Source organism: Streptomyces sp. NPDC091279 (assembly GCF_044757465.1).
Taxonomy (GTDB): domain Bacteria; phylum Actinomycetota; class Actinomycetes; order Streptomycetales; family Streptomycetaceae; genus Streptomyces.
Window position 1 is genome coordinate 709,422 of the sequence record NZ_JBIVVA010000003.1, and the last position, 26,515, is coordinate 735,936.

The following is a 26,515-nucleotide window of genomic DNA, read 5'->3' on the forward strand; positions in this document are numbered from 1 at the left end:
TCATATCGGCTGCACTTATGAAGCGGTCGTGAGACAAGCAGGTCGGCGCGTTCACTCTTTCGGGCTACTTGGCTCCAAGCTCAGGCGTCTGCTCTCGACGGTGGACAGTCTGGTCGTACGGACCATGGTCTGGGTGGGGGTACGTCGTGGGCATTGCTGCGGAAGTTGTGGTCAGAGTGCGCCGCCATGATGGCGACGAGGTCGAGGAGTATGCCTGGCCCGCCGCTTCCAAAGATCTGTTGTCCTCCGCGGCGCCATGGCGGGTATTCCGCTGGCGCCGAGGGCAGAAGCACTACTCGGGTACCTACTGGTCGGCGACCATGCACGACCACGTGATCTACGAGTCCCGCCTGGAGCTGGCCCGATTGCTCTTCGCGGACTTCGATCGCAGCGTCCACGGCATCGTGGCTCAGCCCTTCCTGCTTCAGACCGTGCTGGAAGGGAAGGTCCGCAAGCACATCCCGGACTATCTCCTGCTCACCGACCAGGTGCCGGTGATCGTTGACGTCAAGCCACTTCACCGCGTGTCCAAGCCCGAGGTCGCGTTCACCTTCGATTGGACCCGGCAGGCGGTGGAGGCGCGCGGATGGAAGTACGAAGTCTGGAGCGAGCCTCCGACGGTGGAGCTGGAGAATGTCCGATTCCTGGCGGGCTACCGCAGGGACTGGCTGTTCAACGCCGCCCTGCTGGAAGAGCTTCGTGGAATTGATCTCGATGGGGTGCCCTTGGGGCGGGCTGCGGCCTGTCTGCCTGGCCGGCCGGAACCCCAGGTCCGGTCAGCCATCCATCATTTGCTCTGGACGCAGAGTATTGTTACCGATCTCGACCAGCCACTCGGCCCGTCGCGCACGCTGCGGCAGGCGGCATGAGCAGGGCCGGGGCTCGCGTCGGAGTCGGTACGCGATTCCGCTACGACGGAGAGACCGTCGAAGTGGTCGAGCTGACGGCGACGACCAGGGGAAACGAGGTGGTCCTCAAGGACGGGCATGGCTGCGTCCGGCGGCTGTCCCTGAAGGAGCTGTTGTTCTCCGACCGTGCCGAGATCGTTCCTGACCAGGCCGGTCCGTCGGCGAATGATGCTGAGGAGATCGCTTCGGTTGTCCTGGGCCAACTGCGTGATGATGAGCGGCAGAAAGTCCTCGAACGAGCAGAACATGTCCGCGAGGTCCTGACGGGCTACCGCTCGGGCAGTGCGGAACTCGTACGCGAAGGAGAACCCCGCACCGAGTACGGGGCCGGCGAGCCGGCCGAGGCCAAGTACGCAGCGAAGGCTCGGGAACTTGGGGTGTCGGTCCGCTCGATCAAGCAATGGGTCGCGGATTTTCGGCGTCATGGTGAGGCCGGGCTTGTCTCGAAGCGCGGCTTGTCCGGACCGACGCAGCCGTCGGTCGATGACCGGTGGGTGGAGACCGCGCTGGAGGTGATGGTCGAGCGCACTGATCAGTCGAAGCCGTCGCGGACACTGGTGATTGAGCGGACGCGGGCCCGGGTGGTTGCCCGGTTCGGTCCGGAGGTGGTGCCGCAGCCGAGCCGGGCGACTGCCTTTCGGGTGCTGGAGGGCCTGGAGCGGAGGCATCCGCTGTTCCGGCTGAGTACGAAACGGAACCGGGATATCGCGGATCGTCCGGAAGGTCCGTACGGGAAGCTGCGGCCGACGCGGCCGGGTGAGTATCTACTGATGGACACCACGCGGTTGGACGTGTTCGCGTTCGATCCGCTGACGTTGAAGTGGGTGCAGGCCGAGCTGACGGTTGCGATGGACTGGTACACCCGCTGCATCACCGGGATCCGGCTGACGCCGGTGTCGACGAAGGCGGTAGATGTCAGCGCGGTGCTGTTCCAGTCGTTCAGGCCGCGGCCGGCGGGGCGGGATTGGCCGCGTGGCGCGGTCTGGCCCGAGCACGGCATCCCGCGCACGGTCCTGGTCGACGTCGAGGGCGCCGTCGGTCCCGGGCTGGCCTCGCCACCGCTGGTGCCCGAGACACTGGTGGTCGATCACGGCAAGGTCTACATCTCGGAGCATCTGACGAGCGTCTGCCGCCGGATGGGGATATCGATCCAGCCCGCGAGGCTGCGGACGGGCCGGGACAAGGGACCGGTGGAGCGGTATTTCCGGACCTTGAGGGAAGGGCTACTTGAGGCGCTTCCCGGTTACAAGGGGCCGGACATCCACTCTCGCGGCGAGGCTCCGGAGGACGATGCGTTCTTCTTCCTGGACGAGTTGGAGGCGATGATCCAGGAGTGGACGGCGGTGGTCTATCACTGCAGGCCGCACGCGAGTCTGGTCGATCCGGGGGTGCCGGGGCTGCGGATGTCCCCAGCGAAGATGTTCGAGCACGGGATGGCCCGGGCCGGCTGGATTGAGGTCCCGCGGGACAAGGACCTGGCCTTTGAGTTCCTCGCCACGAAGTGGCGCACGGTCCAGCACTACGGGGCCGAGATCGGCCGCCGCCGCTACAGCGGTCCGGGCCTTCCTGAGCCCGGCGTCCGCAGCCCCTACGACGGGCCGCTTCGGAACGGCTGGCCGTTCCAGGTCGACCCGGACGATGTCACCCGGATCTACTTCCGTGACCCGTCCACGCGTGTCTGGCACACGCTGACCTGGGAGCATGCGCCTTCGGCGCGGATGCCGCTGAGCGAGGACGCGCTGGCGTTCGCCCGGAAGCTGGCCGCGGCAAAGTACCGCTACCCCGATGACCGGCTTGCAGTCGCCGATCTGCTGGAGCGCTGGAACCTTGGCCTGGGCACCACGCTGGCCGAGCGGCGCATGGCACTTCGGCTCTCGCGCGAGCAGACAGTCCTCGAACTGCCTGAGGCCGAGGCGGAGACGGTCGTCTCTCTTCCCTCCGTACGCCGGGCCCTCAGCGGGACAGAGGCACTGCCGCAGGACGAAGGGATGAAGGCGGCGTCGGAGACCGGAGACGACGACGAGGCGGACTTCGAGGACCTGGACGAGGACTTCTACGCGGATGCCTTGGAGGACGTATGAGCGCGGCCGGTCTGCCGGAAGCGTTGGGCAATCTGGCGCTGTCGCGGAAGGAGGACTTCAAGGCGTTCGCCCAGGCTCCGCGCCGCAAGCAGCCCGAGGCGCTGACGAGGGCCCAGCTGAAGGCCTTGGGTGAGGACGCGAGAGTCGAGTACGACCTGCGGCGGCGGGAGTGGCACGCGAACATCGGCCCGCTCAAGACCCCTCAACTGTCCGAATTACACGAGGATCTGTGGGACATCGTCGACAGCAACCTTCAGGACGGTGACAAGGCCAAGGGAGCCGTGGCGATTGACGCCTTTCCCGGGCTGGGCAAGACCACCTCGGTCCTCGCGTTCGCCCGTGAGTTCCACCGCAGGGAGATCGCCGAGCGGGGTGAGTTCACCGGCCAGGGGCACGAGCGTCTGCCGGTCTGCCGGGTCGGCCTGACCGGGAACACCGGCATGAAGGACCTCAACCGCGCCATGCTGGAGTTCTTCGGGCACCCCGGTCGCAACCGCGGAACAACAGCCCAGTTCGGCCAGCGGGCCCTGGACTGCGTGCTGTCCTGCGAGGTCCGCATCCTCGCCCTTGATGACCTGCACTTTCTGAAGTGGAACCAGCGCAACGGCATCGAGGTCAGCAACCATCTGAAGTGGATCGCGAACGAGTTTCCCGTGACCTTGCTGATGATCGGTGTCGGCCTCGCGGACAAGGGCCTGTTCAGTGAGGGCGACGCCAGGTGGGACGCGGCGCTGGCCCAGACCGGACGTCGCACTACCCGGTTGGGAGTGCGGCCCTTCACGATCGAGTCCGAGCCCGGCCGGCGGGAGTGGCGGCAGATGCTGCTGGCCCTGGAACAGCGCGTGGTCCTGGCCGACAAGCAGCCGGGGATGCTCGCGGACGAGTTGTCCGACTACCTCTTCGCCCGCAGCACCGGGCACATCGGCTCGCTGATGACCTTGATCAATCGAGGCTGTCAGCGGGCTGTCCGCAGCGGCGCTGAGAGCCTGGACCGCGACCTGCTCGATGGAGTGAAGAACGACGAGGCGTCGGAGGCGGCCCGCAAGGAACTGGAAGCGGCGCTGGAGAAGCGGAGGCTGACCAGCCGCCCACGCTCCCGCCGCAAGGTTGCATGAGCACGCGTGTCCGGACTCTGCCGATCCGGCTGGCGCCTCTGCCCGGAGAGGCGCTCGATTCGTGGCTGGAGGCTCTCGCCCGCAGGCTGGACAGCCCGCTCGGCGAGGTGCTGCACCACCTCGGCCTGCCGTCCCGGACCGGGCGCGGGGATCACCTGCGGGGCATTCCGCCGGACTGGACGATCCTGCTGGGCGCGGACCAGACCGCGGCCATCGCGCATGCGAGCGGGCTGGACGAGCGGACGGTCACGGCCATGACGCTGGCGCACTACGCCGAGCGGGCCCTTCGCATCAATTTCGAGCGCCGGTACGTCAACCGCTGGGTGCTCTGGGGCCGTGGTGCCGGCTCGCGGTTCTGCCCGGACTGCCTCAAGGACAGCAGCGGCCGCTGGCAACTCACCTGGCGTCTGGGCTGGTCCTTCGCCTGCCCGCTGCACCTGCAACTGCTGGCGGACTGCTGCCCTGCCTGCGGGCGCGTTCCCAGGCAGCGGCTCCGGTCCGGGGAAGTCGTCCCTCACCCGGATCTTTGCGGCACCCTCTCTTCGAGACCGGGACGTCCGCCTTCCGGGGGCTGCGGATTCGATCTGACACAGACCCGTACGCTCCGACTTCCTGCCGGGCATCCCGCGCTGTCAGCCCAGGAACGGCTGCTGGAGGTCATTGACGCGAATACTGCTTCCTTCGGCGCATACGCACTCAGCCCGCAGCCGGCGGCGAAGGCGCTGACGGACATCCGGGCGATCGCCGGCCGCGTGCTCGCAGACCTACCTGAGCAGAACATCAAGAGCCGGCTGCCGTCCGACATCACCCAGGAGCACTTCGCCGCAGACCTCGACTCCCAGTTCGCCATGCGTGCCGCGGAACGACCCGGCTTCATGGCCCCGCCCCGGGCAGTGAGTGCGGCCGCCGCGGTGACCATCGCGCTGGACGTCCTGGAGCAGCCCGATGTCCACCAGGCGGGAGAGCGGATGCGCGATCTGATCGAAGCGATGCGCGACGAGCTCTGGCAGGTCAGTGTCACCAGCATCGACAGTTGGGGACGCGGTCTGAGCCCGGTGCTGAACGCGGTGCACCTGGCAGCACTCGCTCCCTCGCTGCGGCCCAGCGAACAATTGCGTTGCCGCACGCCATCCCCGATGCCCAGACGCCCGGTGAAGACAGACCGGGACACAGCGCGACGAGCGCGGAAGATCCCCAGCATGTTCTGGCCGTCCTGGACTGTTCGGCTCGCACCCGCCAGCGGCACCTATCCGCGCACTCTGGCCCCGGTGATGGCCGCCTGCCTGCTGATCGTCGACGGCAGGACCAGCCTTGATGACGCCGCCAGGCACCTCGGCGCGGTCACCGACGGCACCGACATGTCCCGCATCATGCAGCGACTCGAAGACCAGCAGTACTGGCCTGGCATCGTCGCCGCCCTCATCCGGCTTGCCGACCACCTTGATGCCGCCGATGTCCCCATCGACTACCAGCGGCGCCGCCGCCTGGACTACTCCGGCCTGCTACCGCACGACCACTGGCAGGACATCTGCCGACGCACCGGCACAGCCCCCGGCAGCATCCGCCGTGAACTCCTGGTTCGCAGCCTGCTCTTCCAGCGCATCAGCGGGTTGCCCGCCAACACTGTCCCAGGCCGCCACGATCTCGACGACGCCTACTTCCGGGCCGAGACCGTCCGTTTCGCAGCTCTGCAAACCCCAGAATTGGCCCACGAGTTGGCCGAAGAAGCTAGGGCATTCCTCGCGGGACAGAACGTCCGCGACGAGCCTGTGACCTGGCATCCGCCCACATCCTTGCTGAACGGCCTCGACCTGCCCGGCTCCGACCCGGCCTGCATCGACATCCCGCATCTGCACCAACTTGTCCGGCAGCGCAGGAATCCCGTCCGCCACGCTGCCCAGGTCCTCGGCACCAGCATCGAAGCCGTCCGACTCGCCCTGGACGCACAGCCCGCCCCCGCACTTCCACCGACGAAGGCCGCAGCCAGAGCCACAGGACACATTCGCTTCACAGCCCGAAAGGAAGTGCCGAAAGAGACGTTCACCCGCCTCTACCTCGACGAACACCGCTCTCTGCAGCAGATCGCCGCCCTCACCGGCTTCTCCCGCAGAGTACTGACCGACGTCGCCAAGGAGTACGGCATCCCGCTCCGCGACGGCCCGCAGGACTACAAGCCCCGCGGAACCATCGACCGCGACTGGCTCATCGAACAGTACGTTCACCGCCGACGGACCCTGCCCGATCTCGCCCAGGAGAAGGGCATGAGCACCGCGAACATGGCGAGATGGGCCCACACCCACAAGATCCCCTTCCGAGCCCGCGGCGGAGCCTCCCACGACGCTGCCCTCCGGGCGGCAGACCGCGCCGGCACGAGCAACGGGCTTACCGCGTGATGCCCTGATGAGCCCACCGACCGAGGAACTGTCAGGCAGTCCGTGATCCCGCGGACGCCCTTGTTGCTTGCACCCCCGATTGTTTTCCTAGGACCCCTAGGCTAAAACTAGGATCTCAAGGAACTTAGGAGGGTACATGGTGCGGGCCGGGCTGACAGCGGAGCGGGTGACGGTCGCGGGCGCAGAGCTGGCGGACGACGTCGGGCTCGACCAGGTGACCATGTCCCAGGTGGCGCGGCGACTGGGCGTGAAGGACGCGAGCCTCTATACGCACGTCCGCAGCCTGGAGGATCTGCGCGGTCGGATCGCCCTGCTGGCGGCGGACGAGAAGACCATCCGCATTGCGGAGGCGACCGCCGGGCGAGCAGGCAAAGACGCGCTCGTCGCCTTCGCGAATGCCTGGCGGGAGTACGCCCACCAGCATCCGGGCCGCTACATGGCAACGCAGACCCCGATCCAGATCGACCCCGAGCTGGCCGCAAAGGCGCCCGGACCACGGCGGGCGGTCGAGCTGACCTACGGCATGCTGCGCGGCTACGGACTGGCCGAGCCGGACCTGACCGACGCGGTCCGGTTGCTGCGCAGCACGTTCCACGGGTTCGTCGCCCTGGAAGCGGCGGGCGGCTTCGCGCACAAGCGTTCGCCGCAGCAGTCCTGGACCCGCGCGCTCGACGCCCTGCACACCCTCCTGGAGCACTGGCCCCCGTCCCGAGAAGGAGACTCCTCATGACCGACCCGACCATCGGCAGCCTGCGTGTGAACGGCGCGACCTTGCACTACGAAGTGCGAGGCCAGGGCCCGCTCGTGCTGCTGATCCCCGGAGGGACGGGTGGCGCGGCATCCTTCGACGCCATCGCCGAAGACCTGGCCGCCGAATACACAGTCGCCACCTACGACCCTCGCGGCATGTCCCGCAGCACGCTGGACGACCCCGACACCGAGCAGCAAGTGGCCGAGCACGCCGATGACGCGTTCCGGATGCTGGAACTGCTGTCGCCCGGTGAGCCCGCCCTAGTATTCGGCGCCAGTTCAGGCGCGATCGCCGCCCTGCACCTGCTCACCACCCACCCCGAACGCATCGCACGCGTTGTGGCGCACGAGCCGCCAGTAGTAGAGGTCCTGCCGGACGCGGCTGAACACCGCGCACTCATCGAACACGTGCAGGACACGTTCCGCACCCAAGGGCTGATGCCGGCCATGGCCGTGTTCGCTGCGGGCCTGAAGAAGGACGGCGACACCACCGAGCCGAAGGCCGAGCTCAAACTTCCGCCCCAAGCAGCGGCGCGGGCCGAACAGACGATGGCCAACCTGCCGTACTTCGTCGGGCGGATCGTGCCCAGCTTCATGTCCTACGCGCCGGACATCCGCCGGCTGGAGGGGCTGTCGGACCGGCTCGTGATCGCCGGTGGCCAGGACTCACACGGTGAGCTGCCCTACCGCTCGGCCGCTTTCCTGGCCGAGCGTCTCGGCACGGAGTTCCAGCACTTCCCCGGCGGGCACATCGGACTGACCACGCACCCCGCAGAGTTCGGCGAGCTCCTGCGGAAGGTCCTCCGAGCCTCGATCTGAATCGCGCATGACCTGCTCGACTCCGTCGGAGGCGGTCGAAGGAAGTGACACGATCCTGAGACTCAACTCATCCGTCACTGTCTGAGACAGGAGGGAGAACAGCAGGTCACAGCATCGCCATATGACAGCGGACCGGAGAACCTACAGGGCGTCGGCGATCGCGGTTTCGTCAGCTGGGTTGTAGGAACGCGCTTATTTCCGGCTGGCCTCCGGTGACCGCAGGAGGTCATGGATGTGCGTGGACTGCCGGCTGGCGATGCTGGTGTGGGCGAACGGTCCGCGCCGGGTCGACTAGCTGGAGTGGACGTGTTCGGTCGGGCAACACTGCGGTCTCCGTCTGGAGCGGGGGTTTTCGGTTGCTTGTTCAGGGGTGGGGAGGACGGGCCCGGTTGGGCGGATGGGTGCCGTAATGGGTTCGGCTGATGGGGTGGGGCAGGGTGGACTGGGGGGATGACGACACCTCATCAGGAAGAGTTGCTGCCCGGTACTCGTCGGGCGCTGCTGCACCGCATTGCCGTGGCCCAGAGTGAAGGACGGGCGCCGTTGTTGGTCGCGGCGGTTGTGCGGGACGGGCGGATCGTGTGGCACGGTGCCCGGGGCTCGGTGGGCGGACAGGGCTCGCCGGACGAGAACGTGCAGTACCGGATCGGTTCGATCACCAAGACGTTCACCGCCGTGCTGGTGATGCGGCTGCGTGACGAAGGCGCCCTCGATCTCGGCGACCCGCTGGAGAAGCATCTGCCAGGCACCGGCGTCGGAGAGGCTACCGTCGCCGATCTGCTCGCCCACGCGGGTGGCCTCGCGGCGGAGTCGCCGGCGCCCTGGTGGGAACGGACGCCGGGGTCGCTGCGCCCCGAACTCGCCGATGTCCTGGGCGAGCGGCCCCTGCTGCACCCGGTCGGCCGGAGCTTCCACTACTCCAACCCGGGCTACACCCTGCTCGGCGCGCTCGTCGAGAAGCTGCGCGGTGCACCGTGGGAGGAGGTACTTCGGCGTGAAGTACTCGAACCTCTGGGCCTGGACCGCACGGGCGCCCAGCCGAGCGCCCCGTTCGCGGACGGCTGGGCCGTGCACCCTTGGGCCGACGCGCTGTTGCCCGAACCCGTCGAGGACCTCGGTCTGATGGCCCCGGCCGGGCAACTCTGGTCCACCACGGCCGACCTGGCCCGCTTCGCCGTCTTTCTCGCCCGGGGAGACCACCGGGTACTGAGCGCCGGGACGGTGCGCGAGATGCGGACACCGGCGACGGCGGTCGAGGCCACGGACGTCGCGGACGGCACCTCGTACGGGCTCGGCATGCAGATCCAGCAGCGCGGCGGACGGCTGCTGGTGGGGCACTCCGGGTCGCTGCCGGGCTTCCTGGCCAGCCTCACCATCGGCGTCGACGACGATGTCGCCGCAGTGGTTCTGGCCAACTGCACCTCCGGCCCGCTGACTTCCGCCGTCGGCGCCGACCTCGTCCGCATCGTCGCCGAGGCCGAGCCGCGCATTCCCGCGCCGTGGCGGCCCGCCGCCGAAGTGGACGCCTCCGTGCTGGAGTTGACGGGACCCTGGTACTGGGGGACACACGCCTTCGCGCTGCGGCTCGCGGCCGACGGGACGGTCTCGCTGGGCCCGCTCACGGGCAGCGGGCGCCGTTCACGCTTCCACGCCAACGGCGACGGTACCTGGACCGGGCAGGAGGGCTATTACGCCGGAGAGCTTCTGAGGGCCGTACGGCGACCGGACGGGACCGTGGACCATCTGGACCTCGGGTCGTTCGTGTTCACGCGTCAGCCGTACGAGGAGGGGGCTTCCGTGCCGGGTGGGGTGGACCCGGGCGGGTGGCGGGGTATCGATTAGCCGTCGATGTGCGGCAAGCGTCATGTTTCACGTGAAACATGACGCTTGCCGTCCGGGAGACGTCTGTCTCGCTTCCCCGTGTCACAGCTGGAGCTTGAATCCCACATGGGAAGCCGTGAAACCGAGCCGTTCGTAGAAGCGGTGGGCGTCGGTGCGGGTCCGGTCGGAGGTCAGCTGCACCAACTGGCAGCCCTGGCGCCGGGATTCGTCGACCGCCCACTCGATGAGCCGGGTTCCCAGGCCACTGCCGCGGGCGTCGGCGTGGACGCGGACGGCCTCGATGATCGAGCGGACCGAGCCGCGCCGCGACAGCCCCGGGACGATCGTGAGCTGGAGCGTGCCGATGACGCGGCCCTCCTGGACGGCGACGACCAGATGCTGATTGGGGTCCGCCGACAGGCGCTTCAGGGCCGCCAGATACGGGGTCAGGTCGTCGGGCGACTCGCGCTGGGCCCCGAGTGGGTCGTCGGCGAGCATCGCGACGATGGCGGGTACGTCGTCCGGCGTGGCGGGGCGGATGTCCAGATCTCCCATGCCCGCACCCTACGCACCGGCTTGGGGTGTCGGTTCAGCCGGCCGCCACTGTCAGTGGGGCGAAACGCCGGGTCCAGTCGCCGGGTAGATCCGTGATGCCGTAGGTCATCACCGAGTTGAGGGCGACGGAGACCAGGCCGTGATCCTTCGCCCAGGCGCGCAACTCCTCGTGGCGTACGTCGATGTCGGTGCGCAGCGGGCGGTCGGTGTGGGCGGCGAGCGCGCCGATCAGCGCCATGGCCGTCTCCGTGTCCCGGGCGATCAACGGGCCGACGACATGGGTGTCCATGTTGGGCCAGGCCGCCGCGTAGCCGATGAGCCGGCCGTTCTCCTCGGCGACGCGGAGTCGGTCGGCGAAGGCGGGCAGCCGGGTGATGAGGTGGGTGCGGTCGGTACCGAACACCTCTTCGTCGAGCCGGAGCATCCGCGTGAGGTCGTCGGCGGTGGCCGCGCGCGTGGAGACCTTCGGGTCGGCCCCGCCGGGAAGGAAACGTCCGGTCAGCATCTCGGCCTGACCCGTGACCTTGAAGCCGAGTTCCTCGTAGAGCGGGCGGCCGTTGGGGGTCGCGTACAGGGTCAGCGGGGTGGTGCCCATCGCCGCGACGACGTGGCGCATCAGGTGCCGCCCGATGCCCTGGCGGGCGTGCCGTTCGGCGACCAGCACCATGCCGATGGCGCCCAGGTCCGGTTGCTCACGTGGTCCGTACTCGGTGATGACGCAGGCGCTGACGAGGCCGCCGTCGGGGTCGTCCATGCCATAGGTCTTTCCGGCTGCGAGGAGGAAACCCCACTTGTGCTCCTCCCGTGGCCACCCCCGGTCCGCGGACAAGTCGGCGCAGGCGGTGAGATCGCGGAGCGTCAGACGGCGGATGGGGAGAGCGTTGACGGAAGGAGTCGGCACGCAGGTCAGGCTGTCTGACGTGCACCCTCGCCGTCCACCTCTTTGCGAGGAGACGCACGAGCTTTTGGCCATGCCGTGGTCTGCCGCACAACTGGGCGATCGCCTCGGGGTGTTTCACGTGAAACATGGGCGAACGGAGGGCGTCCGATGTGGGAGGGGGGCTCGCCGCCGTGTCGAGGTGGAGGTCGCCGGTCGGCATGCGATCGGTCCGGCTGGGCACACGTACCCCGGTCCTGGGCTCCCAAAGGTCCGTGAATTGGTCCGCGAAGCCCGGTAGTTGAGGGAACTGCCGGTTCGCGTCGCCTTGTGAGGGAAGGCGTTTGAGAGTGACGGGAGCACAGGCTTGTGATCGGAGCGACGCCCGGTATGGTCGACTCCGGTTGGCCGGGGGTGATGGTCGCCCGTGCTGCGGCACATGTCACACTCTCGACTTACCCGCCGGTAAGGGCGGTTGACGCGGGTTGAATGGGGCCGCGTCGGCCGGGGGAACGAAACGGGTAAGGAAAGTCGTCTACGGGGAAAAGCGGGCATCTTCCGATCGAGGAAGTGCGTAGACCGACCGAGAGATGTTCGAGGCGAGGCTCACGATGGACGCTCCGACCACCGCGTCGGCCGACAGCGGCACTTCCGGCGGCGGAGGCGGCGGCTGGTTCAGCCCGCGCCGACAGCCCGAGGCGGCACCGGACGGTGTGCGGGAGACGCCTGGCAGCAGCCGCCCGGTGCCCCCGGCACCCCCCGTGCCTCCCACCGAGGCCGTCAGGTCCGCGCCCCCCGCGCCCCCTGTAGAGGCGGTCAGGCCCGCTCCCGAGCGGCCGCGTGTGCCCCCGCAGCGCGCCCAGGAGGCCCAGCCCGCACCGCCCGTGACGGGCGCCCAGGCACAGCAGGCATCGCCGGACGCCATCCTCATCCGCCGGACCATGGCGGAGGCCGGGCCGGTCGCCGACAAGGTCACCTCGTACTTCTACGCGCTGCTGTTCGTCCGCCACCCCGACCTCAGACCGCTGTTCCCGGCCGCGATGGACACCCAGCGCGACCGGCTGCTCAAGGCGCTGCTCACCGCGGCCGAGCACATCGACAACACCGAGGTGCTGGTCGCCTATCTACAGAACCTCGGCCGGGGTCACCGCAAGTACGGCACGCTCCCCGAGCACTATCCGGCCGTCGGCGAGTGCCTCATCGGCGCGCTGAGCAAGTACACGTCGCATGTCTGGGACCAGCACATGGAGGCGGCCTGGGTCCGGGCGTACACGACGATCTCGCAGGTCATGATCGACGCCGCCGCCGCTGACCAGTTGCGCGCGCCGGCCTGGTGGCACGCCGAGGTGGTCGCGCACGAACGCAGGACGCCGGACATCGCCGTCGTCACGGTCCGTCCGGACCAGCCGTATCCGTTTCTCGCCGGGCAGTACGCGAGTGTCGAGACGCCGTGGTGGCCGCGTGTCTGGCGGCACTACTCGTTCGCCTCGGCGCCCCGCTCCGACGGGCTGCTGTCGTTCCATGTGAAGGCGGTGCCGGCGGGCTGGGTCTCCAACTCCCTGGTGCACCGCGCCCGGCTCGGCGATGTCATCCGGCTCGGGCCGCCCGGCGGTTCGATGACCGTGGACCACACCACCGACAGCGGACTGCTCTGTGTGGGCGGCGGCACGGGCATAGCGCCGATCAAGGCACTCGTCGAGGACGTCGCCGGGCACGGCGCACGACGGACCGTCGAGGTGTTCTACGGCGCCCGCACCGACATCGACCTGTACGACATCGACACGATGCTCAGGCTCCAGCAGGTTCACCCCTGGCTCTCGGTCCGCGCGATCATCGACCAGCAGGGGCACATCGGACTGCCGGGCGCGGTCCGCGAGTACGGCCCGTGGAACGGCTACGACGCCTATCTCTCCGGCCCGCCCGGCATGATCCGCAGCGGCGTCGACGTCCTGCGCACGGTCGGGTTCCCGTCCGAACGCATACGCCATGACGAGGTCGAGGAACTCCTCACCATCGACGGCTGATCCGGCGCCGTTCCTCAGCCGAGATCGGGGGCGTGCAGGGCGCGGACGCCCTCGATGTTGCCGTCCAGGTAGTGCCGCAGCGACAGCGGCACGAGGTGGACGGTGGCGATCCCGACGCGAGTGAAGGGCACCCGGACGATCTCGTACTCGCCGGTGGGCTCGTCCACCTCGGGGCCGTGGCGCAGGGACGTGTCCATGGACTCCAGACGGCAGACGAAGAAGTGCTGCACCTTCACGCCGGTCGTCGCCGCGTCCTCGCCGATGTGCTCCACGGTGTCGACGAAGCAGGGGACGACATCGGTGATCTTGGCGCCGAGTTCCTCGTGCACCTCGCGGTGCAGGGCGTGCACGACAGTGGGGTCCTCGGGCTCGACCCCGCCACCGGGGGTGATCCAGTAGGGATCGACACCCGGCTTGGTGCGCTTGATCAGGATCAGATGGCCGCCGTCCAGGAGGACGGCACGTGCGGTGCGCTTGACCACGGGTCGGACGGTCATGGGAGAAATGTGGCCCGGCTGGTTCCACGTGAAACATCGCAGGACGTCATCGACCGAGCCTACCCCGACATCGCCGGGACATCGCAGGTCAGGACCAGTCCGCGGCGGCCCGCAGCAGCCAGTCGTGGGCCCGCGCGAGGTGCGGCAGGGCGAGGGTGCCGGTGCGGACCGCCAGGAAGTACGTACGCAGGGGCGGCACCGGAGGTTCGTGGAGGGCGACCACGTCCCCACGTTCCAGGGCGGGCGCGCACAGATAGCGGGGCAGCACGGCGAGCCCGGCACCCGCGACGGCACAAGCGAGGACCGCGCGGAGGTCCGGCACGATCACGGTGCCCGGGGCGGTCGGCCGGGAGTCGAAGACGGAGGCCCAGTAGCGGGAGACGAACGGCAGCGTCTCGTGCACCTCGATCACCGGGATGCCCGCTGGTTCGGCCGGACTCTCGCGGTGGGTGGCGTGGCGCGGGGCGGCGATCAGGATGTGCTCCTCGTCGCACAGCGCGGTCGCCGTGAGCAGGGCGCCGCGTGGCCGGGCCGTGCTGATGACCAGGTCGTGGTGGCCGGCGCCGAGTCCTTCCAGGGCCTCTTCGGCGGTCCCGAAGGAGGTGCGGAGCGCGAAGCCCCGGCCGTTCTCTCCCGTCAGTGCGGTGAGTGCGGGCAGCGCCCGTTCCGCGGTGAACTCCGGGGGACCGGCGAGATGCAGGGTGCGCGGGGCGTGGTCGTCGTCGAGACCGGTCCCGGCGATCTCCACCAGCGCGTCGAGATGCGGGGCGGCCTTGTGCGCGAGTTCGTCCCCGATGGTCGTCGGGGTCACCCCGCGGGCCTGGCGCAGGAACAGGGGGCGGCCCAACTGCCGTTCCAGTGTGCGTATCTGGGAGGTCACGGCGGGCTGGGAGAGGCCGAGCAGGGCGGCGGCACGAGTGAAGGAACCGGCCCGGTGCACCGTCACGAACGTGCGCAGCAAGGCCAGATCCACGGTGCGTTCTCTCCTCGTCCCACCCGTTTTCCAGCCCCCGGACAGGGGCCAACTATAAATAAGTCGATAGCTTCCTGTCGCTACTGTGATTGGACACTGACACAGAGTCAACTAGCCTTGTGTATGCGGTTCTTCGCGCGCGGAACCGAGGACGGTCCGAGCCACGAGGGGGGAGGTTCGGACTGTCCGTCGTATCCGGTGGGGCACACGAGGTGCCGGGGGTAAGCCGGTCACCGTGCGGAGGTGTCCAGTGCGCGGAGCAGGTCCGCCACCAGGTCCTCGGGGTCCTCGGCGCCGACCGACAGCCGGACGAAGCCCTCCGGCACCGCGTCACCGCCCCAGCGCCCGCGCCGTTCGGCCGTGGAGCGCACCCCGCCGAAGCTGGTCGCGTCGTCCACCAGCCGCAGCGCGCCGAGAAACGCGTCGGCACACGCGCGCGTGGGCAGCGTGAACGACACCACGCACCCGTAGCGCCGCATCTGCCGTGCGGCGACCTGGTGCGCCGGGTCGCCGGGCAGCCCCGGGTAGCGCAGCCCGGTCACCTCCGGCCGCTCCCGCAGCGCCTGGGCGACCAGCAGGGCGGTCGCGCACTGCCGCTCCACCCGCAGCTGGAGCGTGGCGATCGAACGGTGCGCGAGCCAGGCCTCCATCGGCCCCGGGATCGCGCCGACGATCTTGCGCCAGCGGCGAACGGCGGTCATCGCCTCGGCGTCGCGGCCGACGACGTATCCGAGCAGCACGTCACCGTGACCGGTGAGCTGCTTGGTGCCGCTGGCCACGGCGAAGTCGGCGCCCAGCTCCAGCGGACGCTGCCCGAGCGGGGTCGCCAGCGTGTTGTCGACGGCGACGAGCACGCCACGCGCGTGTGCGGCCTCGGCCAGCCTCCGGATGTCGCACACGTCGAGCCCGGGGTTGGACGGCGACTCGATCCACAGCAGTTTCGCGCCGTCCAGGACGTCGAGCTGGGCGTCGCCGCCGGTCGGGGCGGTGCGCACCTCGACGCCGTACGCCTCCAACTGCGCGCGCACCAGTGGCAGTACCTGATAGCCGTCGTTCGGGAGGACGACCGTGTCGCCCGCGCGGAGCTGCGAGAACAGCACGGCCGAGATGGCGGCCATCCCCGACGCGAACACCAGCGTCTCGGCGTCGTCCCGGGCGGGCGCCTCCAGCTCGCCGATGGCGCGCTCCAGAAGCGTCCAGGTCGGGTTCTCGTCCCGGCCGTAGGTGTAGGGCCCAGTCGGTTCGCCCGGCAGATGGAAGTGGGCCGCGAACACTGGTCCCGGCAGCGTGGGCTCGTGCTTGACCGGCTCGGGCAGCCCCGCGCGTACCGCGCGCGTGCCGTCGCCGTCGTGCACCGACGGGTGTCCGGCGGAATCACTCATGCCACCCCTCCTTCCACGTGCTCGCGGACCGCGTCGAGCAGACCGTCGCTCGCCGCCTCCACCAGGTCGAGGCACTCCTCGAAGCCCTCCCGGCCCCCGTAGTACGGGTCCGGCACATCGAGGTCGCCGCCCGCCGCCGGGTCGTAGGAGCGCAGCAGCCGCACCTTCGCCGTGTCCGCCTCGGTCGGCGCGAGCCCGCGCAGGGACTTGAGGTGGCCGACGTCAAGGGCGACGACGAGATCGAGCCGTCGAAACCATGACGGCTCGAACCGGCGTGCCGTATGAGCGCTGTCGTAACCGTGTTCCTCAAGGACGGCCACCGTGCGCGGGTCGGCGCCGTCGCCCTCGTGCCAGCCGTCGGTGCCGGCGCTGTCGACCTCGACCAGGCCTTCGAGACCGGCCTCCGCCACTCGCGCGCGGAAGACGGACTCGGCCATCGGGGAGCGGCAGATGTTGCCCGTGCAGACGAAACAGACGCGATAGGTCATCGCACGCTCATTCGCCGTCGGGCAGAACGACGTTCAGAGCCCAGGAAACGACAGAGATGATCAGTCCGCCCACGACCGCCGTCCAGAAGCCCTCGACGTGGAAACTCAGGTCGAACTTGTCGGCCAGCCAGGACGTCAGCAACAGCATCAGGGCGTTGATCACCAGAGTGATCAGACCCAGCGTCAGGATGAACAGGGGGAAGGTCAGTACCTTCACGATGGGCTTGACCAGGAAGTTCACCAGGCCGAAGAGCAGCGCCACGATGATGAGGGTGACGGCCTTCTTGCCGGTGCTGTCGCCGGTCAGGGTGATCTTGTCGAGCAGCCAGACGGCGACGGCGAGGGCGCCCGCGTTGGCGATCGTCTTGACTAGGAAATTCTTCATGTGTCTGATCGTTGCAGACGAGGTCGGTCACGAACGTCGCGAGAGGGCTACAGGACGATGAAGGCATTCCGGTTGGACGAACTGGAGGCGGAGCGCGCCGCCAACGACGGTGCCTACCTCCAGTTCCTGCGGGAGCGGAACATGTCCGTCGGCCTCTACGCGCTCGACGCCGGGAGCCAGGACCCGCAGCAGCCCCATCGCCAGGACGAGGTGTACTTCGTCGTCAGCGGCCGGGGCGCGATCACCGTCGGCACGGAGACCACGCAGGTGGCGCGCGGCAGCGTGGTGTACGTACCGGCCGGAGCCGCCCACAAGTTCCACCACATCAGCGAGGATCTGCGGGTTCTCGTCGTGTTCTCTCCACCGGAAAGCTGAGGCGCGACCTCCGATCCCCTAGGGGATCAGTCAGGGAAGGACAAGGGACGCGACGCCCCCGCGAGGGCCCCTGCCGGATCTAGCATCGAGTGCGGAACACCAAACGACCCGGTGCGAGAACGGGCAGAGAGGTAAGGACAGAGCAATGGGTGAGATCTTCGCGGGACTGCCCTGGTGGGTGAAGTGGATCGCGGTGCCCGTCATCGCGCTGGTCGTCTTCGGCGGTCTGATAACGAGCGTCCTCGGCTTCGTCATCGGGCTGCTCTTCAAGGCGCTGGTCTTCGTGGCACTGGTCGCCGGACTCGTCTACGTCGTACGGAAGTTCACGTCCAGCTCCTCGTCACGCGGCGACTGGTGAGGGGCGCGGGAGACCGGTGACCGGCGACGGGAACCACCGGTTCCCTCGCGCGAGGGAAGTTTTCCCGACGGGCGGTCCACGGGCGGCGACGGGCGGTTAGAGTCCGGAAATCGACGCGGGGACCACCCCGTGAGCGGCGTACACGCCCTCCCGTGTTCCTCCGCACGGGCTGCCCCCTCGCGCATCGGGAGTGACCCTTGGTGACGGTAGACACCGCATCCACCGGCCCCCACGCCCCACCCCACCAGCCTCTCCGCCAGCCCCTCCGCCCCACTGGCCTCGCCATCCCCGTCGCGGGACGCCCCGCCAGGCCCCCCGAGCAGCCGGGCCCCTCGGCCCAGGAACGCGCGGCCCCCACGCCCCCGCTCACGTCAACGCCCGGGCCGTCGGCACGGCCGACCACTGCGACACCGTCGACCACCTCCTCGAACCGGCCTGACGCGACACCGTCGGCCCCCTCTACGACCGGGCCGCACGCGACACCGCCGCCCACCTCCATGGCGTCCCGGCCCCATCCGCCGCCCTCGGGTCCTGCCGCGTCCCGGCCCCCGGCGGCGCCCGCAACAGCGCCCCCACCAGCGCCCTCGAAGGCCCCTGTAGCCCGCCCTCATCCGTCACCCCCGAAGTCCCACGCCGCCCCGCCTCGTGCGGCGGCGCCGGAAACTCCCGCGTCCCGGCCGCACCCGGCGTCCGCGCCTCCGGACGCCCCAGCGGCAAGGCCCCGCCCGGCATCCGCGGCTCCCCGGCCGCGCTCCTCCACCGAGGCGCCGTCCGCCACCCTCATCGGCTCGGTGCAGCGCGCGGTGCGCCTGCTGGAGCGCGTCGCCGAGCACCAGCACGGAGCCCCCGCCAAACAACTGGCCCGCGAGACCGGGCTGGCCCTCCCCACGGCCTACCACCTGCTGCGGACCCTGGTCCACGAGGGCTACCTCAGCCGGGAACGGGGCCTGTTCTTCCTCGGGGACGCGGCCGAGCGGCTGAGCAGCAGCGGCGCCCGGCAGAAACGTCGCAGCACGGTCGTCGACATCCTCGCCGCCTGGCGGGACGTGCTCGGGGTGCCCATCTACTACGCCGTCTACCGGGACGGCGAGGTCGAGGTCAAGTGCGTCGCCGACACCCCGGCCATCCCGGCGGTCGCCGAGTGGGCCGACTTCCGGGAGACGGCCCACGCGCATGCGATCGGGCAGTGCCTGTTGTCCCAACTAGACGACGACGCCCGGCGCGATCACCTCGCGCGCTACCCCGTGCGCTCCCTCACGCCGTACACGGTGCGTGACGATCACAGCCTGCTCCGGCGACTCGAACGGGTGAGTCGGATGGAGCCGGTGATGGAACGTCAGGAATATGCGCTGGGCACGGTTTGCGCCGCGATTCCCATCACCGCGGGCACGACGGCCGCGGCGATCGGCCTGTCCCTGCCTGCTCACCAGGACGAACGACTGCTGCCCGTGGCCCGTCGATTGCAGGGCGAGGTGGGGCGTCTTCTGGGCTCGCTGTCGCTCTCTATCAGTATCTGAAAAATCACTCCTTGTGATCTGACGCGCACGTTCAGCAAGATGCCTGGAGTGACAGGGGGGATCATTCCCAGCCAACCGGCTTTAAACGACGGGGTAGGCGATGCGCGAGTCCGTACAGGCAGAAGTCATGATGAGCTTTCTCGTCTCCGAGGAGCTCTCCTTCCGCATCCCGGTCGAACTGCGTTACGAGAGTGGTGATCCCTATGCGGTGCGGCTTACCTTCCACCTGCCGGGCGATGCTCCGGTGACCTGGACGTTCGGTCGGGAACTGCTGATCGACGGAGTGGGCCGACCGTGCGGAGAGGGCGATGTGCGGGTCGAACCCGCCGACGGCGACTCCCTGAGCGAGGTCCTGATCCGCCTTCAGGTCGGCGGGGACCAGGCGCTGTTCCGTTCCTCGACGGCGCCGGTCATCGCGTTCCTCGACCGCACCGACAAGTTGGTCCCGCTCGGTCAGGAGGGCGCGCTCGCCGACTTCGACGCCCACCTGGAGGAGGCGTTGGACCGGATTCTGGCGGAGGAGCAGAGCGCGGGATGACGGGCGCGGGGCGGGGCGCGAGGCCGGTGCGGGCGAGCGGTGGTGGGTCCAGTGGGCTTTCCTGGGAGCCAGGGCTATGCAGTAACGCTTCTGCGGGGCGCGTGCATCGCGGTGGCGCAGGAGAGCTGCGGAAGGGCCACAGGTCCGCAGGGCCGCGTGAACGGGGCTCGCAGGGCCGCGTGGACGGGTGCGTGAGCGGGCGAACGGGGACACCGGGTCCGCGGCGCCTCAGACGTGAGCCTGTGTGGACGGGTGCGTGAGCGGTGACGCCGAGCCTGCCTCAGCCGAGCCCGCCTCGCCTCAGACGCGGGCCCGCGTAATCGGGCGTCGGAGGCGGAGGCCGTCGGACGGAGAGACGCGGGCCGGTGCACTGCGGGCGGACGGAGATGTGGGCGGGCCTTGGGCGGACGGGTGACGTCGGCTGGTGTCACCGGTCGCTGCCGGCGGCCGCTGGCAGCCGCCACGGCGTCGGTCACGAGACCGGCCCTGGGCGCCGCTCGCGACGTCGGCCGGTAACTGGCGACCACCGCACCGGCGTTCGCTCCTCGGCCGCCGACCCCTCACCGCTTCCGGCGTCGGCCCCGTCCCGTGCGTTGCTGCGGGGCCGTGTCGCCGTTGGACGTCGCCGCAGCCGTGCCCGCGCCGGCCCCGAACGCCGGGGCCCCGCCCGCGCCGTTCCCGGTGCCTGGACCCCCGCTCGTGCTCACGGGCGTTGCCTGGCCCGTCCGGTCTGCCGAGACCACCAGGGCGGCCAGGGCCGTCGTCACCGGCACCGAGGCGACCAGGCCGATCGAGCCGACCAGCGTCCGCACGATCTCCTCGGCCACCAACTCGCTGTTGGCGACCGTGCCCACGCTGCTCTGCGCGATGGAGAAGAGCAGCAGCAGCGGCAGCGCGGCGCCCGCGTAGGCGAGGACGAGGGTGTTGACGACGGACGCGATGTGGTCGCGGCCGATGCGGATGCCCGCCCGGTACAGCCCGCGCCAGCCCATCGAGGGGTTGGCCTCGTGCAGTTCCCAGACGGCCGAGGTCTGGGTGACGGTCACGTCGTCGAGGACACCGAGCGAGCCGATGATCACGCCCGCGAGGAGCAGACCGCTCATGTCGATGTGCGGGTACAGGCCGTGGATGAGGCCGGTGTTGTCGTCCGTGTTGCCGGTGAGCGCGGCCCAGCCGATGAACATCGAGCCGAGGACGCCGATCAGGATCAGGGAGATCAGCGTGCCGAGCACCGCCACCGAGGTGCGTGCCGAGAGGCCGTGACACATGTACAGGGCGATCAGCATGATGGCGCTCGCCCCGACCACCGCCACGATCAGCGGGTTCGAGCCCTGGAGGATCGCGGGGAGGATGAAGAAGTTGAGGATCAGGAAGCTGATGGCCAGCGCGACCAGCGCCATGACGCCCCGGATGCGGCCCACCACCACGACGGCGAGCGCGAAGATGCCGGCGAGCACGGCCATCGGAAGCCGACGGTTGACGTCGGTCACCGAGTACTGGAGGTCCTTGGGCGCCGAGGGCTCGTAGGCGACGACGACCTTCTCGCCCTGGTGCAACTGCCGTGTCTGGTCCGGCTGCACGATCTCGGTGAACGTCCGGCCCTTGTCCTTGCCGGTGTCGACGCGGATCGTCGCCTTCTTGCAGTCGCCGTCCTCCTGTTGCTCGCCGGAGGAGCCCGCCGTGGTGGAGGTGTCGCCGGTGGAGGACCCGGACGACGCGTTGACCGACTTGCAGCTGAGCGTCACGACCTGAGTGACCGTCGCCTGCTGGCTCTGCCGGTCGAAACCGACGCCGGTGCGCTGGTGCGGCGGGGCGCCACCGGGCCACAGCACCGCGAGGCCGACGACCACGGCGGCGGCGAACGGGATGAGGACGGCGGCGATCACCTTGCGCAGGTGCTTGGAGACGGGGGCCGCAGGACCGTGGCTGTGACTGTGTCCGTGCGAGTGCCCGCCGCCACCGCTGCCGCCGCCGGGACCGTGGCCACTGTGCGATCCGTGGTCGCCGTCCGGTCCGTGTCCGTTGTCCGGTCGAAGGCCACCGCCCGGTCCGTGCGCACCAGTTGGGTCGTAGCCGCTGCCCGGTGTCTGGGGACCGCCAGGGCCGCGCTCGCCACCCGGCATCTGGGAACTGTGCGGGCCGTACCCGTCATCCGTCCCCGGGGAGCCACCTGCGCCCTGCCCACCGCCTGGTCCTTGGGGGCCGTCCGGTCCACGTCCGCCACCCGGTCCCTGGGGGCCGACCGATCGATACCCGCCGACCGGCCTCTGGGGGCCGCCTGGTCCTAGGCCAGGCCCCGGCCCGTGGACGCCTCCGGGGCCGGGCCTCTGGGCGTGTTCCGGGGGCCGCTGCCCGCTGCCGGGTCCGTTGCCGCCCCCCGCTCCGGTGCCGGGAGCACCGTTGCGGCCGGGGTGACCGGGGCGAGCGGGGTGACCGGGCTCAGGTCCATGGCCCTGCCCACCAGGTCCCGCCCCCTGCGCGCCGGGGCGCTGCCCCTGCCCGGGACCGCCAGGATGCCTCGCCTGCCCGGGGGCGCCGGGACTCTGGCCCTGTCCAACAGGGCGCTGTCCGGGGCCGTCCGGGCGTTGTCCCTGTCCGCCGGGACCCTGCCCGGGCTGGCCGCCACGACCCGGTCCTTGCCCAGGCCCGCCCCGGTCGTGCCCGTGCGGCGGCTCGGGCGGGGGGTATGGGGACTGAGGTGTCGTGGTCACCGCCAGATCATCGCAAGAACGGCAGAGGCCCCCTGTTCACCGCGCCCGAATTGGCGCTAGCGTGGAGGCACCTTTGTACACGCGGGAGCTCGGAGCACCGGGCTGAGAGGGCGCTGACCTCCGTCCCAGCGATGTTTCACGTGGAACATCACTCAAGCCGAGTGATGTTCCACACGAAGCGTCGGCAGACGGAAGCCGCTGCGTCGACCGCTGAACCTGTTACCGGGTAATGCCGGCGTAGGGAGTAGGTCTCATGACCATCAAGGACGCACGCACGCCTGCCTCCAGCCAGGACGAACAGCCCGCCTCGGGTCAGCCGTCCCAGGAGACCGGGAAGTCCATCGGCTGGCACAAGGGATACGTCGAGGGCTCGCGCTCCGACCTTCGGGTGCCGGTCCGTCAGGTGCATCTCACCAACGGGCAGTCGGTCACCCTGTACGACACCTCGGGCCCGTACACCGACCCCACCATCGACACCGACGTCCGCAGGGGGCTCTCCCCGCTGCGGGAGAACTGGATCGTCGCCCGCGGCGACACCGCCGAGTACCCGGGCCGTCCCGTCCGCCCCGAGGACGACGGGATCAAGCACACCGCGCCCCGGGGTGGCCTGCGCAACCTCGACGCGGTCTTCCCGGGCCGGCCGCGCCAGCCGCGCCGCAGCCGGGACGGACGCGCGGTCACCCAACTCGCGTACGCGCGCCAGGGCGAGGTCACCCCGGAGATGGAGTACGTGGCCCTGCGGGAGAACGTCTCGCCCGAGGTGGTCCGCGAGGAGATCGCGGCGGGTCGCGCGGTCCTGCCGGCCAACGTCAACCACCCGGAGATCGAGCCGATGATCATCGGCAAGCGGTTCCTGGTGAAGGTCAACGCCAACATCGGCAACTCCGCGGTGACGTCCTCCATCGAGGAGGAGGTGGAGAAGATGACCTGGGCGACGCTGTGGGGCGCCGACACGGTCATGGACCTGTCCACCGGCCGCAATATCCACACCACCCGCGAGTGGGTGCTGCGCAACTCCCCCGTCCCCATCGGCACGGTGCCGCTGTATCAGGCGCTGGAGAAGGTCGACGGCCGGGCCGAGGAGCTGACCTGGGAGATCTACAAGGACACGGTCGTCGAACAGGCCGAACAGGGCGTGGACTACATGACCGTCCACGCCGGTGTGCGCCTGCCGTACGTGCCGCTCACCGCGAACCGCAAGACCGGCATCGTCTCGCGCGGCGGCTCGATCATGGCCGCGTGGTGCCTCGCGCACCACAAAGAATCGTTCCTGTACGAGAACTTCGAGGAACTCTGCGAGATCCTCGCCGCCTACGACGTCACCTACTCGCTCGGCGACGGTCTGCGGCCCGGCTCGATCGCGGACGCCAACGACGAGGCGCAGTTCGCGGAATTGCGCACGCTCGGGGAACTCAACCGGATCGCGAAGCGTTTCCATGTACAGACGATGATCGAGGGCCCGGGCCATGTCCCGATGCACAAGATCAAGGAGAACATCGACCTTCAGCAGGAGATCTGTGATGAAGCTCCGTTCTATACGCTCGGCCCGCTGACCACCGACGTCGCGCCGGCGTACGACCACATCACCTCCGGCATCGGTGCCGCGATGATCGCCTGGTGGGGCACGGCGATGCTCTGCTACGTCACGCCCAAGGAGCATCTGGGCCTGCCCGACCGGGACGACGTCAAGACCGGTGTCATCACCTACAAGATCGCCGCTCACGCCGCCGACCTCGCCAAGGGCCACCCGGGTGCGCAGGAGTGGGACGACGCGCTGTCGGACGCCCGGTTCGAGTTCCGCTGGGAGGACCAGTTCCATCTGGCCCTCGATCCGGACACGGCACGCGAGTTCCACGACGAGACGCTCCCGGCGGAGCCCGCCAAGACCGCCCACTTCTGCTCGATGTGCGGGCCGAAGTTCTGCTCGATGAAGATCTCCCAGGACATTCGCCGCAAGCACGGCGGGAGTCGGGCGGAGATCGAGGACGGAATGGCTCAGAAGTCGAAGGAGTTCGCGGCGAGCGGGAGCCGCGTGTACCTGCCGATCGCCGAGTGAGCCGTCGATGCTCCGGCAACGCCCTTCCCTGACGGGGAGGTCGTGCCGGTGCCGGGGTGCATCGTGCCGGGGGCGTTGGGGCGTTCCTGGCACGGTCTGCCCGCTGCACGTGGGGTGGTGGGGTGGTTCCGGCGGGAACGGCCTGGTCCCGGGGCACGGGGTGATCGCGGCTCGAACTGCCCCGTCCGGTGCGGTAGTTGATGTCCGGTTCGGCTCAGGTTCGGTCGATGCGCCAGGCGGCCATGCCGGTCGCGCCGGGTGCGCCGACGACGTCGATCCGGAACGAGCGTCCGCCGGTCAGGTGCTCGGAGTCCAGGGACTGGTCGCAGGGGAGCCGCTTCGTGGTGGGGGTGCCGGGCGCCGTGATCACCGTTGTCGCGGCTCCGCCGCCCGCGCACACCAGGCTCAACCGGTAGGCGCCGTCGGTGAGTTCGGGGCGGGTGTGGATTCCCTCGGAGACCCGCTCGACCCCGGACTCGACGAAGGAGCCGCTGTGGGCGCCGGTGGTGAGGCCGAGTGCCGTTTCGACCTGGGAGGTGAGCTGCTTCTTCTGCGTGGCCTGGCCGCTCGGCCGGGTGGCGAGGGGGCGGTGCCGTCGGAGGAGGCGGCCTGTGAGGTGCAGGCGGTGAGGGGCAGTACCGGTGCCGGCGCGATGCCGAGGACCCGCAGCGGCCGGTACGTCAGGAGAGGAGTCCGTTGTGCGGCACGGTCGTCGAGGGCGGCCCTGCCGCGTCCACCGCTGTGGTCGCGACGCTCGTTCGGCGTGCCTCCGCGTCCATGGCTCCCCCTCCTCGTCGACCGCTCCTGATCGGGGGTCGGATGCCGGATATCGGGACACTATGGGGTGATCGCATGCCGTTCCAGGCGAGGATCTGTTTTCTGAGGTCCACATGAGGTGGCGCCGTCGGACAGCACCGGGCCGGTGCCCGGGCGACCCACGGCCTGCGCTCTCCCACCGGGCCTTCCCGGCCGCAGGGGAGGGCGCGAGCCCCGGGTCACTCCGGCTTGTTCTCCGGGCCCCCGAAGTCCGGGCTGGAATAGTCCGGGCTGGAGAAGCGCGGCCGGTGGCCGGTACCCGAGCTGTCGTCCGGGCTGCTGAAACCGGGCCGCCCGTAGCCGAGTTGCGGTATCCGGCCGGCCCGTGCCGACGGCGTCGACGGTGGTGCCGGGGTGGTCGGCTCGCGCAGGGTCGCGGCGGTCTCGGGGTCGGCGAGGGACTCCCGCAGGAACGGCAGGAAACCGCGTTCCAGCAGGGCGCTGCGCCAGGCCTCCCGGGCCCGGTCCACCTCTTTGGTCAACTCGTCGTACTCGGTGGCCTCCGGGGAGGGCCGGTTGCGCAGTGCGGTGACCAGCAGTCCGATCGCGGCCACCAGGATCGCCGCCGCCGTTACGGCGCCGAACACCCAGCCGGCGGTCAACATCGTCTGGGCGAAAGCCAGTTCGGGGCTGAGCATCCTGAGTATGTAGCCGACGAGGAGGAATATCGCCGCGGCCGTTCCGGCGAGGACCGGAGCGAGCACGGCGACGACCGCGACGGCGCCCGCCCCGGCCGTCTCGGCGGCCCCGTCGATGCCGGTGGCGAGGCCCATCGTGCCCGCGCCCGGCTCCGAGGGGTCGGACTCATGGACGGACGACGAGGTGGCCGACGCCGGTTGACGCAGTTCCTCGCGGGCCTTCACATAGTGCTGGTACTCGGTCGCCGCGGCCGCCGTGATGAACGCGGTGGCGTTGAGGGCCAGAGTGCGCAGTTGTTCGGGGTTGAGACGCTGACCGACAGCGGCCAGTTCCGGGCGGTGCGGTGCGGAGCGCAGCGCCTCGTCGAGGAGGCGGTCGTACTCCTGGCGGTCCTCGTTCAGCAGGTACTGCGGAACGCTGTTCATGTGCATCCCCCG

General features: G+C 69.7%; 23 protein-coding genes and 1 riboswitch. Of the genes, 13 read left to right on the forward strand and 10 right to left on the reverse strand.

Going from position 1 to position 26,515, the window contains the following annotated elements:
* Positions 1-146: 146 nt before the first annotated feature.
* From ACIQOU_RS10105 to ACIQOU_RS10135, 7 genes are all read left to right on the forward strand, one after another.
* Complete coding sequence (locus ACIQOU_RS10105; protein ID WP_401535679.1) at positions 147-869, forward strand: TnsA-like heteromeric transposase endonuclease subunit; 723 nt, start codon at positions 147-149, stop codon at positions 867-869.
* Positions 866-2,989 (forward strand): helix-turn-helix domain-containing protein, encoded by a 2,124-nt coding sequence (locus tag ACIQOU_RS10110; RefSeq protein ID WP_401535682.1) that lies wholly within the window; start codon positions 866-868, stop codon positions 2,987-2,989. Before ACIQOU_RS10105 ends, ACIQOU_RS10110 begins: the two co-directional genes overlap by 4 nt.
* Entirely contained in the window at positions 2,986-4,104 is a 1,119-nt protein-coding gene (locus tag ACIQOU_RS10115) for an AAA family ATPase (protein WP_401535683.1), read from the forward strand. Before ACIQOU_RS10110 ends, ACIQOU_RS10115 begins: the two co-directional genes overlap by 4 nt.
* A complete protein-coding gene (locus ACIQOU_RS10120) occupies positions 4,101-6,497 on the forward strand; it encodes a TniQ family protein (protein ID WP_401535684.1) in 2,397 nt (798 codons plus the stop codon). Before ACIQOU_RS10115 ends, ACIQOU_RS10120 begins: the two co-directional genes overlap by 4 nt.
* Before the next feature lie 136 nt (positions 6,498-6,633).
* A complete protein-coding gene (locus ACIQOU_RS10125) occupies positions 6,634-7,227 on the forward strand; it encodes a TetR/AcrR family transcriptional regulator (protein ID WP_401535686.1) in 594 nt (197 codons plus the stop codon).
* Positions 7,224-8,066: an alpha/beta fold hydrolase gene (locus ACIQOU_RS10130; RefSeq protein ID WP_401535688.1), complete on the forward strand. Its 843-nt coding sequence runs from the start codon at positions 7,224-7,226 to the stop codon at positions 8,064-8,066. Before ACIQOU_RS10125 ends, ACIQOU_RS10130 begins: the two co-directional genes overlap by 4 nt.
* Before the next feature lie 450 nt (positions 8,067-8,516).
* A complete protein-coding gene (locus tag ACIQOU_RS10135; protein ID WP_401535690.1) occupies positions 8,517-9,908 on the forward strand; it encodes a serine hydrolase domain-containing protein in 1,392 nt (463 codons plus the stop codon).
* An 81-nt stretch (positions 9,909-9,989) separates the two neighbouring features.
* Here ACIQOU_RS10135 and ACIQOU_RS10140 read toward each other — a convergent pair whose 3' ends face one another.
* Together ACIQOU_RS10140 and ACIQOU_RS10145 are read right to left on the reverse strand one after the other, a co-directional pair.
* Positions 9,990-10,442 (reverse strand): GNAT family N-acetyltransferase, encoded by a 453-nt coding sequence (locus ACIQOU_RS10140; RefSeq protein WP_401535691.1) that lies wholly within the window; start codon positions 10,440-10,442, stop codon positions 9,990-9,992.
* Between the two features lie 34 nt (positions 10,443-10,476).
* Complete coding sequence (locus ACIQOU_RS10145) at positions 10,477-11,343, reverse strand: GNAT family N-acetyltransferase (RefSeq protein WP_401535693.1); 867 nt, start codon at positions 11,341-11,343, stop codon at positions 10,477-10,479.
* Between the two features lie 587 nt (positions 11,344-11,930).
* On the opposite strand from ACIQOU_RS10145, the gene ACIQOU_RS10150 reads away from it, so the two are divergent.
* Positions 11,931-13,343: a globin domain-containing protein gene (locus ACIQOU_RS10150; protein WP_401535694.1), complete on the forward strand. Its 1,413-nt coding sequence runs from the start codon at positions 11,931-11,933 to the stop codon at positions 13,341-13,343.
* Positions 13,344-13,357: 14 nt separating this feature from the next.
* Here the strand turns inward: ACIQOU_RS10150 and ACIQOU_RS10155 are convergent, their stop codons facing one another.
* The 5 genes from ACIQOU_RS10155 to ACIQOU_RS10175 form a co-directional block, all read right to left on the reverse strand.
* On the reverse strand, positions 13,358-13,840 hold the full coding sequence (locus tag ACIQOU_RS10155; protein ID WP_401535695.1) for an NUDIX domain-containing protein: 483 nt from the start codon (positions 13,838-13,840) through the stop codon (positions 13,358-13,360).
* An 88-nt stretch (positions 13,841-13,928) separates the two neighbouring features.
* Positions 13,929-14,813, reverse strand: a complete 885-nt coding sequence (locus tag ACIQOU_RS10160; RefSeq protein WP_401535696.1) for a LysR family transcriptional regulator — start codon at positions 14,811-14,813, stop codon at positions 13,929-13,931.
* 230 nt (positions 14,814-15,043) lie between these two features.
* Positions 15,044-16,195, reverse strand: coding sequence for a cystathionine gamma-lyase (locus tag ACIQOU_RS10165; RefSeq protein WP_401535698.1), 1,152 nt, complete (start codon positions 16,193-16,195; stop codon positions 15,044-15,046).
* Positions 16,192-16,683, reverse strand: a complete 492-nt coding sequence (locus ACIQOU_RS10170; protein ID WP_401535700.1) for a low molecular weight protein-tyrosine-phosphatase — start codon at positions 16,681-16,683, stop codon at positions 16,192-16,194. Before ACIQOU_RS10170 ends, ACIQOU_RS10165 begins: the two co-directional genes overlap by 4 nt.
* Before the next feature lie 7 nt (positions 16,684-16,690).
* Positions 16,691-17,068: a phage holin family protein gene (locus ACIQOU_RS10175; protein ID WP_401535702.1), complete on the reverse strand. Its 378-nt coding sequence runs from the start codon at positions 17,066-17,068 to the stop codon at positions 16,691-16,693.
* Between the two features lie 57 nt (positions 17,069-17,125).
* Here ACIQOU_RS10175 and ACIQOU_RS10180 point away from each other — a divergent pair, with 57 nt between their 5' ends.
* The 4 genes from ACIQOU_RS10180 to ACIQOU_RS10195 all read left to right on the forward strand — a co-directional run bounded on the left by ACIQOU_RS10180 (position 17,126) and on the right by ACIQOU_RS10195 (position 19,856).
* The gene (locus ACIQOU_RS10180; protein WP_401535703.1) at positions 17,126-17,443 is read left to right on the forward strand and encodes a cupin domain-containing protein; all 318 of its coding nucleotides are present in this window, start codon (positions 17,126-17,128) and stop codon (positions 17,441-17,443) included.
* Positions 17,444-17,588: 145 nt separating this feature from the next.
* Positions 17,589-17,801 carry a DUF5326 family protein gene (locus tag ACIQOU_RS10185; protein WP_401535704.1) on the forward strand — a complete coding sequence of 71 codons (213 nt, stop codon included), beginning with the start codon at positions 17,589-17,591 and terminating at the stop codon, positions 17,799-17,801.
* 782 nt (positions 17,802-18,583) lie between these two features.
* Entirely contained in the window at positions 18,584-19,318 is a 735-nt protein-coding gene (locus ACIQOU_RS10190) for an IclR family transcriptional regulator (protein WP_401535824.1), read from the forward strand.
* A gap of 100 nt (positions 19,319-19,418) precedes the next feature.
* Positions 19,419-19,856, forward strand: a complete 438-nt coding sequence (locus ACIQOU_RS10195) for an SsgA family sporulation/cell division regulator (RefSeq protein ID WP_401535705.1) — start codon at positions 19,419-19,421, stop codon at positions 19,854-19,856.
* Positions 19,857-20,416: 560 nt separating this feature from the next.
* Here the strand turns inward: ACIQOU_RS10195 and ACIQOU_RS10200 are convergent.
* Positions 20,417-21,979 carry a YibE/F family protein gene (locus ACIQOU_RS10200; protein WP_401535707.1) on the reverse strand — a complete coding sequence of 521 codons (1,563 nt, stop codon included), beginning with the start codon at positions 21,977-21,979 and terminating at the stop codon, positions 20,417-20,419.
* 659 nt (positions 21,980-22,638) lie between these two features.
* A riboswitch (TPP riboswitch) is annotated at positions 22,639-22,828 on the forward strand.
* Between ACIQOU_RS10200 and thiC the strand changes: the two genes are divergently transcribed.
* Positions 22,821-24,623, forward strand: a complete 1,803-nt coding sequence (gene thiC, locus ACIQOU_RS10205; RefSeq protein ID WP_401535708.1) for a phosphomethylpyrimidine synthase ThiC — start codon at positions 22,821-22,823, stop codon at positions 24,621-24,623. It overlaps the preceding riboswitch by 8 nt.
* Positions 24,624-24,837: 214 nt before the next feature.
* Here the strand turns inward: thiC and ACIQOU_RS10210 are convergent, their stop codons facing one another.
* Positions 24,838-25,461 (reverse strand): hypothetical protein, encoded by a 624-nt coding sequence (locus ACIQOU_RS10210; RefSeq protein ID WP_401535709.1) that lies wholly within the window; start codon positions 25,459-25,461, stop codon positions 24,838-24,840.
* Between the two features lie 157 nt (positions 25,462-25,618).
* Complete coding sequence (locus tag ACIQOU_RS10215) at positions 25,619-26,509, reverse strand: hypothetical protein (RefSeq protein WP_401535711.1); 891 nt, start codon at positions 26,507-26,509, stop codon at positions 25,619-25,621.
* Between the last annotated feature and the right edge of the window lie 6 nt (positions 26,510-26,515).